General features: G+C 37.6%; 12 protein-coding genes. All 12 read right to left on the bottom strand.

All coding sequences use genetic code 11. The features are described 5' to 3' along the window. Positions 1-425: 425 nt before the first annotated feature. Complete coding sequence (gene lysS / locus RCJ96_RS26450) at positions 426-1,925, bottom strand: lysine--tRNA ligase (protein ID WP_000369678.1); 1,500 nt, start codon at positions 1,923-1,925, stop codon at positions 426-428. Positions 1,926-2,084: 159 nt separating this feature from the next. Then, positions 2,085-3,083, bottom strand: coding sequence for a tRNA dihydrouridine synthase DusB (gene dusB, locus RCJ96_RS26445; protein ID WP_000912258.1), 999 nt, complete (start codon positions 3,081-3,083; stop codon positions 2,085-2,087). 23 nt (positions 3,084-3,106) lie between these two features. After that, positions 3,107-3,310: a helix-turn-helix domain-containing protein gene (locus tag RCJ96_RS26440; RefSeq protein WP_000387027.1), complete on the bottom strand. Its 204-nt coding sequence runs from the start codon at positions 3,308-3,310 to the stop codon at positions 3,107-3,109. Then, a complete protein-coding gene (gene folK / locus RCJ96_RS26435; protein WP_001059445.1) occupies positions 3,262-3,777 on the bottom strand; it encodes a 2-amino-4-hydroxy-6-hydroxymethyldihydropteridine diphosphokinase in 516 nt (171 codons plus the stop codon). The genes RCJ96_RS26440 and folK overlap by 49 nt, the downstream gene beginning before the upstream one ends. Next, positions 3,774-4,136, bottom strand: coding sequence for a dihydroneopterin aldolase (gene folB, locus RCJ96_RS26430; RefSeq protein WP_000358059.1), 363 nt, complete (start codon positions 4,134-4,136; stop codon positions 3,774-3,776). The genes folK and folB overlap by 4 nt, the downstream gene beginning before the upstream one ends. Beyond that, positions 4,137-4,997: a dihydropteroate synthase gene (gene folP, locus RCJ96_RS26425; protein ID WP_074606836.1), complete on the bottom strand. Its 861-nt coding sequence runs from the start codon at positions 4,995-4,997 to the stop codon at positions 4,137-4,139. It lies immediately after the preceding gene. Continuing rightward, the gene (pabC, locus tag RCJ96_RS26420; RefSeq protein WP_242304865.1) at positions 4,972-5,844 is read right to left on the bottom strand and encodes an aminodeoxychorismate lyase; all 873 of its coding nucleotides are present in this window, start codon (positions 5,842-5,844) and stop codon (positions 4,972-4,974) included. Before pabC ends, folP begins: the two co-directional genes overlap by 26 nt. Next, positions 5,838-6,425 (bottom strand): aminodeoxychorismate/anthranilate synthase component II, encoded by a 588-nt coding sequence (pabA, locus tag RCJ96_RS26415; protein ID WP_000602276.1) that lies wholly within the window; start codon positions 6,423-6,425, stop codon positions 5,838-5,840. Before pabA ends, pabC begins: the two co-directional genes overlap by 7 nt. Positions 6,426-6,430: 5 nt before the next feature. Then, complete coding sequence (gene pabB / locus RCJ96_RS26410; protein ID WP_416504749.1) at positions 6,431-7,828, bottom strand: aminodeoxychorismate synthase component I; 1,398 nt, start codon at positions 7,826-7,828, stop codon at positions 6,431-6,433. Positions 7,829-8,048: 220 nt separating this feature from the next. Further along, positions 8,049-8,972 (bottom strand): cysteine synthase A, encoded by a 924-nt coding sequence (cysK, locus tag RCJ96_RS26405; protein ID WP_001261701.1) that lies wholly within the window; start codon positions 8,970-8,972, stop codon positions 8,049-8,051. Positions 8,973-9,076: 104 nt separating this feature from the next. After that, on the bottom strand, positions 9,077-9,952 hold the full coding sequence (gene hslO, locus RCJ96_RS26400) for a redox-regulated molecular chaperone HslO (RefSeq protein WP_074606830.1): 876 nt from the start codon (positions 9,950-9,952) through the stop codon (positions 9,077-9,079). 6 nt (positions 9,953-9,958) lie between these two features. Then, positions 9,959-10,747 (bottom strand): type III pantothenate kinase, encoded by a 789-nt coding sequence (locus RCJ96_RS26395; protein WP_000578367.1) that lies wholly within the window; start codon positions 10,745-10,747, stop codon positions 9,959-9,961. Positions 10,748-10,945: the final 198 nt, after the last annotated feature.

The raw sequence follows: 10,945 nt of genomic DNA, 5'->3' as shown, positions 1-10,945 counted from the left end.
GTATTAGGCACGCCGCCAGCGTTCATCCTGAGCCAGGATCAAACTCTCCAATAAAGTTAGTTTGTCTAGCATCTAAAATAAAAATTGACGTTTCACGTTGTTTGTTTCGTTCAGTTTTCAAAGAACTTCTTCATCGCTCAGAAGCGACTTTATTAATATAACATTTTGTTATATTTTCGTCAACAACTTTTTTCAATAAGTTGTTTTTCGTTTGTTTTGTTTGTTACCTTTCGTGGCAACGAATATAAATATACCAGTTTGATTATTAAAATGCAATAGTTTTTCTAATAAAATTTTTAACTTAGTAAAAAAGTATAAAAACAGCACTTTTCTTCTATATAAATATAATTTTTCGCACTATCAAGACTTACTATCTCCAAGCAGTTCATACCCAAATAAAAAAGCTTTGGAGAAATCTCCAAAGCTTAGTCTTGTTTATGGCGCATAGCAGGGAATAATAATACATCACGAATAGATGGTGCATTCGTTAATAACATAACAAGGCGATCAATACCGATTCCTAGTCCACCTGTAGGAGGCATACCATACTCAAGAGCTTCGATATAATCATCATCCATCATGTGAGCTTCGTCATTACCTTGTTCGCGTTCTTTTAATTGCGCTTCAAAACGTTCTTTCTGATCGATTGGATCATTTAATTCAGTGAATGCATTTGCATGTTCACGTGCAACAATAAATAATTCGAAACGATCTGTGAATCGTGGATCTTCGTCGTTCTTTTTCGCAAGTGGCGAAATTTCTACCGGATGACCGTAAATAAATGTTGGTTGGATTAATTTATCTTCTACTTTTTGCTCGAAGAATTCATTAATAATATGACCAACTTCCATTGTATCCTTAATTTCTACATTATGTTCTTTTGCAAGTTCACGCGCTTCTTCTACACTCATCGGATTCCAGAAATCTGCTCCAGAATGTTCTTTAATTGCATCTACCATATGAAGACGTGTCCATTCTGGTTCTAGATTAATTTCATAATCACCATACTGGATTGTTGTTGTACCTAGTACTTGCTTCGCGATATGAGCAACCATATTTTCTGTTAGTTTCATAATATCTTTATAATCAGCATACGCTTCATATAATTCAATCATCGTAAACTCGGGATTATGACGAGTTGATACACCCTCGTTACGGAATACACGGCCGATTTCATAAACTTTTTCTAATCCACCCACAATAAGGCGTTTTAAATGAAGTTCAATTGCGATACGCATATATAATTCCATATCTAACGCATTATGGTGCGTGATAAAAGGACGCGCAGAAGCTCCACCTGCAATTGCGTGCATCATAGGTGTTTCCACTTCAAGATAACCATTGTCATCTAAGTATCTTCTCATTTCACGAATGATTTTACTGCGAGTAACGAATGTTTCACGGCTTTCCATACTTGTAATTAAGTCTAAGTAGCGTTGACGGTAGCGTTGTTCAACATCTTTTAATCCATGATATTTATCCGGTAACGGACGAAGAGATTTCGTTAATAGCGTAAAGCCCGTTGCTTTCACCGAAAGTTCTCCAACGTTCGTTTTGAAAACTTTACCTTCAATACCTACTAAGTCACCTAAATCTGCTGTTTTAAATAATTCGTACTCTTCATCTCCAACAGCATCTTTACGAACGTAAATTTGAACTTGTCCATGTAAATCTTGAATATGTGCAAATCCAGCTTTTCCTTTACCGCGTTTTGTCATAATACGACCAGCGATAGAAACAGAGATTTCTTTCTCCTCTAATTCTTCTTTAGAGAACTCTCCATATAGGCTTAATAATTCATTTGTTGCATTTGTACGTTCAAAACGTTTACCGAACGGATCGATCCCTTGCTCACGTAAGTTATGTAGCTTTTCACGACGAACAAGCAATTGGTCGTTTAATTCTTCGTGGTTCATGTTATCCATGGTATTGATATCACTCCAGCTCTATTAATTTTTACAATATATACAGTATAGCATTTTCTACTCAACTAGAAAAACTGCCAGCAACTAACTGGCAGTTCTTCTTTCTTTCACGTAATTATAGGAAGTGTATAGAAGAATGTCAATCTTCCCTTCCTATTATTAACCAACGTGAATTGTTTGTTGTTTCGCTTCTACTTCTTCTACAAATGTACCTAATACATTTGCAAGGTCTTCACGCGTATTACAAGCATTGATACCATTACGTACAGTTGCATTACCACGAATACCTTTTAAATACCAAGCTGCATGCTTTCTCATCTCTCTTACAGCGACATTTTCGTTCTTTAAATCAATAAGACGATCTAGATGCAACATACATACGTCAATTTTCTCACGCACTGTCGGTTCCGGCATTAACTCACCCGTCTCTAAATACTTTACCGTACGATAAATCATCCATGGATCTCCAAGGGCAGCGCGGCCAATCATAACACCATCTACACCAATTTCATCAAGCATACGCTTTGCATCTTGCGGCGTTGCGACATCACCATTTCCGATAACCGGGATATTTACAGCTTGCTTTACTTGTTTAATAATATCCCAATCCGCTTTTCCTTCATACATTTGTACTCGTGTGCGCCCATGAACTGCTACCGCTTGTCCACCAGCACGCTCAACAGCTTTCGCATTCTCGATTGCGAAAATATGATCCTCATCCCAACCAATACGCATTTTTACTGTAACTGGTTTTTCTACAGCATCTACAACTGCCGCTACCATTTCATATATTTTATTTGGGTCTAAAAGCCACTTTGCTCCTGCATCACACTTAACGATTTTCGGTACTGGGCACCCCATATTAATATCAATGATGTCTGCTGTCGTATATTGATCTACGTATTTCGCAGCATCTACAAGAGTTTCTTTCTCGCCACCAAAAATTTGTAAACTTAATGGCTTTTCTCTCTCATCAATATATAACATATCTAATGTTCTTTTATTGTTCAGTAGTATCGCCTTATCACTTACCATTTCAGCACAAACTAGGCCTGCACCGAATTCTTTTACTGTCAAACGGAATGCAGAGTTACACACTCCCGCCATCGGTGCTAATACAACCGGATTTTTCATCTCAATATTTGCGATTTTTAACACTCGATTTACTCCTTCCTTCATGGTCACTTTGGCATTAGCTCATCTATCGAGACCTTTAATGCTTTAGCAACTTCCACTACAAAGTCTTGGGAAGGCGATCGATTCCCTCGCTCAACTTCACCTAAAACAGATACAGATACCCCTAATTCTTTTGCAAAACCTTCTTGCGTATAACCTTTTAGTTTTCGAAAAGCACGAATGCGTCTTCCCCATTTTTCTGCTTCCATACCGTTACTCCCTCTCGCCTTTTCATTTCTTCTACTTGTGAACGTGAAATGTTTTGTTTTATATCTTGATTAATCTCTAACAACGGAACGATAACAAAAGCTCTTTCGAACATCCGCGGATGCGGAACAATAAGATTCTCTGCTTCAATATTTTCTTGATTATATAGTAAAATGTCAAGGTCGATAGTCCTAGGTCCCCACCTAATTTCCCTTTTTCTTCCTAGATCATTTTCTACTTTTTGCGTTACTTTCAATAATTCTTGCGGTGATAAATTGGTAGAAATTTTTATAACTAAATTTAAAAAGCAACTTTGGTCAGTATAGCCAACCGGTTCCGTCTCATATACAGACGAAACATCCTCAACTTTGATATAAGGATTTTTATTCAGAAACTGAATCGCTTCAGTTAAATACGTATAACGTTCTCCAATATTTGAACCTAATGCAATGTAAGCTATATTATTCATGGACGTTCTCTCGTAATTTCTACCGCTACAGCACGATAATGTCCTGGTATCGGCGGATCTGGTTTAATTACCTTTATCGTACATCTTGAAATACTCTCATATTGTTTCAATATATCTGTAGCAATATTTTCAGCAATACTCTCTACAAGCTTATATGTTCTATCTTCTACAACTTTCCTACATAATTCGAAAAGCTCTCCATAATTAACAGAATGCTCTAAGTCATCACTTTCTCCTGCTTGTTTCAAATCTAATTCCACCGTTAAGTCCACTTTAAATCTCTGGCCCAATTTATTTTCCTCTGGGAATACACCATGATAACCGTAAAACTCCATATCATGAATATAAATTTTATCCAATCACTTTACCCCCTTACCAATCATCGCATCCATCATCTTAGCCATACGTGCCATTTCCTTCACATCATGAACACGAACAAACTCACAACCCTTTTCAATACCAAGACAAACGGTAGCTCCCGTCCCCTCAAGACGTTCTTCTACCGGTAAATCTAGCACATGCCCAATAAAGGACTTTCTTGAAGTACCTAAGAGAACTGGATAACCTAGTACGTTTAACTGTTCTAAATTACGCATCGCTTCTAAATTTTGTTCAGGTGTTTTAGCAAAACCGATGCCTGGGTCTAAAATGATATTCTCATCTCGTACACCAGCATCTTTAGCAATTTTAATACTGTCATATAAATCAGCAACCATATCAGCCATTAAATTACGATAATTCATGTTATCGCGATTATGCATTAAGATAATAGGTACATCGTAATGAGCCGCAACTTCAGCGATTTTCGGTTCCGCCTTCGCTCCCCAAACATCATTAATAATATGAGCACCAGCTTCGATCGCTTGTTTTGCAACTTCCGCTTTATATGTGTCGATAGAAATAGGCAATTTCACCTCTTTTGAGACAGCCTGAATCATTGGAACAACTCGTTTTATTTCTTCTTCCACTGACACTTTAGCAAAGCCCGGACGAGTAGATTCGCCACCAATATCAATAATATGAGCACCTTCATCTTGCATTTCTTTCGCATGGCGCACTGCAGCATCTACCTCGTTGTAACTCCCACCATCAGAAAACGAATCTGGTGTTACATTTAAAATCCCCATAATTAACGTTTTTTCATTTAAGTTCAATGTATATTCGCCGCAGCGCAAATCATAATCCCACTTCAAACTACACATCTCCTCTTCGTAATTCATTTCTGCTCCACAATTTCTCTCTCTGCATTTCATAAAGGTTCATAAATCTTTTTGTAACCATACCTACTTTACCCGGGAAATCTCGTCCCTCTATACGATTAAGCGGAACAATTTCTTGAATCGAGTTTGTTACGAAGACTTCATCGGCTGAAAGTAATTCATCTTTTGTAAAGAAACCTTCTTTTACTTCTATACCAATCTCTTCAGCAACCTTTATAATAAACGCACGAGTGATACCATTTAAAATCCCTGTTTCAAGCGAAGGTGTATATAAAATATCACCTTTCACAAAAAAGAGATTCGAAACAATACCCTCTGCAACATAACCTGCTTCAGTCAGGAAAATCCCTTCCTTATTCACACCATTTCCAATTTCACGTTTCCCCAAAATGTTATTTAAATAATGGTGAGACTTCAAGCGAGATGCACCCTCTGGTGTATTTCTCACTTGATTTAAGACAACCCCTTCTTTTTCCACTACATCTCCCGGGGCCGCTAAAGGTTTTATAAAAACAATAATAGACGGCTCTTCATACATTTCTGTTTGCAATCCAATTTCATCTATACCCGCCGATACATTAAAACGGACATACGCATGCTCTAATTTATTCTTAACGAGTAAATTCTTCAAAATAAGCATTACTTCATCTTTCGTCATCGACCATTTAATTTGCAACGTATCCAGCGCATCTATTAAACGGTCATAATGATCATCCAATAAGAAAGGATGACCATTATAAATACGAAAAGTCTCAAAAACTCCAAGACCATATAAATAACCGTGATCATAAGGAGAAATTCTCGCTTCACTCGATTCTACGTACTGACCATTTACGTAAATTAACATGATGTCACACTCGGACTATATTTACGAATGAAATTCTGCAACAACTCTTTCCCGTGAGAAGTCATAATAGATTCCGGGTGGAACTGCACACCTTCAATCGGTAATGTTGTATGGCGGAGCGCCATAATTTCCCCTTCTTCTGTCCAAGATGTTACCTCTAGGCAATCAGGTAACGTCTCTTTCTTAACAATAAGGGAATGATAGCGCGTCGCGGTAAACGGATTTGGGATATCCGAAAAAATCGTCTTTTCATCATGATGCATAAGCGATGTTTTCCCATGCATTAATCGCTCTGCGCGGACAACCTCTCCACCAAACACTTGCGCAATGGATTGATGCCCAAGACAAACCCCAAAAATCGGAATCTTTCCGGCAAAGTATCGAATAACCTCCATACTAATTCCCGCTTCATTCGGACTGCATGGACCTGGTGAAATCATTAAAAAGTCTGGTTTCATATTCTCAATATCTGAAATAGTCACTTCATCGTTACGTTTAACAACAAGATCTTGTCCAAGTTCTCCAAGAAACTGCACTAAATTAAATGTAAAAGAATCATAATTATCAATCATTAATATCATTTCTCTCACCTAACCGTTTCTTCGCTACGTTCTTTTGCACGCCATAAAGCAATCGCCTTTTTTAACGACTCTTTATATTCATTTTCCGGATTTGAATCAATTACAATTCCCGCCCCCGCTTGTACATGCGCTTTTCCATCTTTAGCAAGAAGTGTCCTAATCACAATATTCAATTCTGTATCTCCAGAATAACCAATCCAACCAATTGAACCTGTATAAATCCCTCGGCGAACAGGTTCTAATTCTTCAATAATTTCCATCGTACGTATTTTCGGGGCACCAGTAATTGTCCCCCCAGGGAATACAGCCTTCACTAACTCAAAAGCGTCTTTATCTTCTTCCACCTCACCACGCACATTAGAAACAATATGCATAACGTGTGAGTATTTCTCAATTACCATAAATTCATCTACTTCTACAGTGCCATATTTACAAACACGCCCTAAATCATTTCGCTCTAAATCTACAAGCATGACATGCTCTGCTCGTTCCTTTTCATTCTCAATTAATTCTCTTGCCAACTCTTCATCCTCTTGCTCATTCGCCCCTCTAGATCTCGTTCCAGCAATTGGCCTTGTACTTACCTCAATTCCTTGTTTCTTAATTAGCAACTCCGGCGATCCACTAACAATTTGAAAATCCCCAAGCTCCAAATAACCCATATATGGAGATGGATTAATTTCGCGAAGACTTGTATAAATTTCTAATGGATGTGTTTGTAACGTTCTTTCTTGTCTTGTTGACAAGTTAACTTGGAACACATCACCAGCACCAATATATTCTTGAATACATTCAACTGCCTTCATAAAACCTTCTTCAGTAAAAGCAACTGCTTCACTTTTCTTTTCAGGGCACGCAAACGGCATAGTCACTTCTGGCGCTTCTGTCGTCCAAAGAACCTTCCATTCATTTAATCGTTCTTTTGCCTCTTCGTGCTTATCTGCATAATGTGTAATAATCCATAATACTTTTTCCTCTTGATCATACACAAACACATCATCAAATAATAAAAAGAATATGTCAGGTATATTAATATCATCCTCGGCAAGAGAAGGAAGTTTTTCAATATAACGGATGCAATCATAACTAAAGTAGCCAATTGCACCACCTTGAAAAGGCGGGTATTCCGGATTATAATCCGTTTTCCATCGCTCCATATATTCCTGCATTAAATCTAATGGGTTTCCTTGCTTTATTGTTTCCTTACCACTTTCACTTATATGTAACGTTTCACCCTTCCCTCGGATTACCGCTACCGGGTTTAACCCCACAATGTTATAACGACCGCCACGCCCACTCTCTAACAAAATATGTTGCGGTTTATCCTTAGAAAGAAATTTATATTGCTTAAAGAAATCTAACTGATATGGAATAGAAAGCGCTAAAGATTTTCTTCGTTGCATATCAACACCCCGTCTTCTTTTATCCCACCCTCTTATATTAACCACTTCAAACTACATTCGTTATGTATATAGAAGAGTTATACTCGAAGGCTAGTGAAAATAAATTAATTATACTACCTCTTATTTTACATGAAGTTTTCTAGTCATTCACTCTTTTCCTATTTCCAATCCAAAAAGAAAAAGCATCCTTTTTCAAGGATGCTTTTTCAATCACATATAATTAAGACTCAAATTGATAAAGTGGTGTACTTAAATAACGTTCACCGTTACTTGGGATAATAACAAGTACCTTTTTCCCTTTACCTAACTTTTTCGCAATTTCTGTTGCTGCATAAATAACTGCTCCAGAAGAGATACCAACTAGAATACCTTCCTCTTTAGCCACTCTTCTTGCATATTCAAACGCTTGCTCCGTTTTCACTTGAACAATTTCATCATATACTTCTACATCCAATGTCTCTGGGATAAATCCAGCCCCAATTCCTTGGATTTTATGCGGGCCTGGTTTCCCACCAGATAATACTGGTGAATCCGCAGGTTCTACTGCATAAATTTTAATATCTTTATACGCTTCCTTCAGCACTTCACCAGCACCAGTAATCGTTCCACCCGTACCAATACCTGCAATAAACGCATCTAATTGGTCGCCCATTTGTTCAACAATTTCTGGACCTGTTGTTAAACGATGAATTTCTGGATTCGATTGGTTTTTGAACTGTTGTGGTATAAAGTAACCATTCTCTTTTGCTAATTCAGTCGCTTTACGAATTGCTCCACCCATTCCTTCAGGCCCTGGAGTCAATACTAATTCCGCACCGTAAGCACGTAATAAATTACGACGTTCAATACTCATTGTTTCTGGCATTACTAAAATTGCCTTATATCCTTTAGCAGCCGCTACCATCGCTAAACCAATTCCCGTGTTACCACTTGTCGGTTCAATGATTGTATCGCCTTCTTTTAATAATCCTTTTTTCTCAGCATCTTCAATCATAGCTAATGCGATACGATCTTTAACGCTGCTCCCCGGATTCATAAATTCTAATTTTAAGTATATATCTGCGCTGTCTGATTCTACGATGCGGTTCAACTTAACGATCGGCGTTTTCCCGATTAATTCTGAAACTGATTGTGCCACTCGCATTCCTGTCACTCCTAACACCGAGTATTTTTATTGGTTTTGTCTATATTTAGATTTTGTCAGAAAATTCCCTGTTTGTCAATGTATTTAGAGGGTAAATTCCCTTATTACAAATTCTCAATTAGATTTGTAATATCTTCTTTAGTGAACTTGTATCGCTCATTACAGAAATGACAATGAACTTCTGTTTCTTCTTCTTCTTCACGAACTTGCTCTAACTCCGTTTTACCTAAACTAATTAACACACTCTCGATACGTTCGCGTGAGCATGTGCAATTAAATTGAACATCCATCGTTTCTAATACTTTTACCTTATCTTCTCCAAGGACTGCATACAGTAACTCTTCTGGAGAAAGCCCTTGTTCGATCAATGTTGATACAGGAGGAATCTTCTGTAAACGCTCTTCAATGAATGAAATTGTCTCTTCCTGTGCACCCGGCATAATTTGAAGGATAAATCCACCTGCCGCTAATATGCTATCGTCTCCATTTACAAGGACACCAACACCTACAGAAGAAGGCGTCTGCTCAGAAACTGCAAAATAATACGTGAAGTCTTCTCCTAATTCTCCTGAAACAATTGGAGATTGACCAATAAACGGCTCACGCATACCAATATCTTTAATTACCGTTACAAATCCTTCAGTACCTACCGCTTGATATACACGTAATTTCCCTTGTTCTGTTCCTTCAAAGTCAACATGTGGATTCGTTACATAACCACGTACATCCCCATTTGCATGAGCATCTACTAAGATAGGACCAATCGGACCATTACCTTCTACTTTAATCGTTAGCTTTTGGTCACCTTTTAACATTGCACCCATCATTGTACCTGCAGTTAAAGAACGACCAAGTGCCGCTGAAGCTGTTCTCCATGTATCATGACGTCTTTGCGCCTCACTTACCGTGTTTGTAGTACGTACACTATACGCACGCACTTCCCCATCAAATGCTAACGCTTTTACTAAATAATCTTTCATACTTATTTATTCACCTTTCTCATGCTGTAAATTTGCATTACGCTCGTATAACATATACAAACCTTTTAATGTTAAGAATGGATCTACAACATCAATTACATTCGATTCTTCTGAAATTAATTTCGCCAATCCACCTGTTGCAATAACTTTCGGTTCTTGTTTAGCTTCCTCTTTCATGCGCTTAACAATACCTTCCACTTGTCCTACATAACCATAAAGAATACCAGATTGCATCGCACTTACCGTATTCTTCCCAACTACACTGCTTGGTTTTGTAATTTCAATACGAGGGAGTTTTGCTGCTCTACTATATAAAGCCTCTGCTGAAATCATAATTCCCGGTGTAATAACTCCACCCATATAATGCTTTTCTTCGTTAATATAACAATATGTAGTAGCCGTACCAAAATCGACAATAATAAGCGGACTTCCATATAAGTGGATTCCTGCTACTGCATTTACGATTCGATCCGCACCTACTTCACGTGGATTTTCATATTTAATATTTAGCCCCGTTTTTATTCCAGGACCTACTACAAGCGGCTTAATTTTAAAATACTTTTCACACATGCGCTCTAAAGCAAACATAATTGGTGGTACGACTGAAGACACGATAATACCTTTCACATCTTCAAACGAAAGACCCTCATGCTCAAGCAACTGCTTCACAAGCATCCCATATTCATCTTCTGTCTTATGACGATCTGTTTCCATGCGCCAATGTTGACGAAGTTCCCCCTCTTCAAACACGCCCAGTACAGCATTTGTGTTCCCTACATCCAATACAAAAATCATATTCTCACCACTTATCTTATTTAATCTATATTTGTGCAGTATGTATAAAACTTATAAAAACATCATATCACACATACTTATATAATCAGCTTTTCTATCCTCATCATTTTACAAAAAGATTACTCCCCATTTCAATTTTTAATACCAGATTTATTTAAATTCTTTTTCTACTTAGTTCCCTTCTACAAATAAAAAAGG

The organism is Bacillus sp. BSL6, assembly GCF_052928345.1.
This window is presented reverse-complemented; position numbering and strand designations above follow the sequence as displayed.

What these genes read in the sequence shown, in the direction of transcription:
- cysK (WP_001261701.1), bottom strand. Translation starts at nt 8,972, where the DNA reads ATGCGAGTGGCACAATCAGTTTCAGAATTAATCGGGAAAACGCCGATC.
- lysS (WP_000369678.1), bottom strand. Translation starts at nt 1,925, where the DNA reads ATGGATAACATGAACCACGAAGAATTAAACGACCAATTGCTTGTTCGT.
- folK (WP_001059445.1), bottom strand. Translation starts at nt 3,777, where the DNA reads ATGAATAATATAGCTTACATTGCATTAGGTTCAAATATTGGAGAACGT.
- hslO (WP_074606830.1), bottom strand. Translation starts at nt 9,952, where the DNA reads ATGAAAGATTATTTAGTAAAAGCGTTAGCATTTGATGGGGAAGTGCGT.
- pabA (WP_000602276.1), bottom strand. Translation starts at nt 6,425, where the DNA reads ATGATATTAATGATTGATAATTATGATTCTTTTACATTTAATTTAGTG.
- pabC (WP_242304865.1), bottom strand. Translation starts at nt 5,844, where the DNA reads ATGTTAATTTACGTAAATGGTCAGTACGTAGAATCGAGTGAAGCGAGA.
- RCJ96_RS26440 (WP_000387027.1), bottom strand. Translation starts at nt 3,310, where the DNA reads ATGGAAGCAGAAAAATGGGGAAGACGCATTCGTGCTTTTCGAAAACTA.
- folP (WP_074606836.1), bottom strand. Translation starts at nt 4,997, where the DNA reads ATGAATTACGAAGAGGAGATGTGTAGTTTGAAGTGGGATTATGATTTG.
- RCJ96_RS26395 (WP_000578367.1), bottom strand. Translation starts at nt 10,747, where the DNA reads ATGATTTTTGTATTGGATGTAGGGAACACAAATGCTGTACTGGGCGTG.
- pabB (WP_416504749.1), bottom strand. Translation starts at nt 7,828, where the DNA reads ATGCAACGAAGAAAATCTTTAGCGCTTTCTATTCCATATCAGTTAGAT.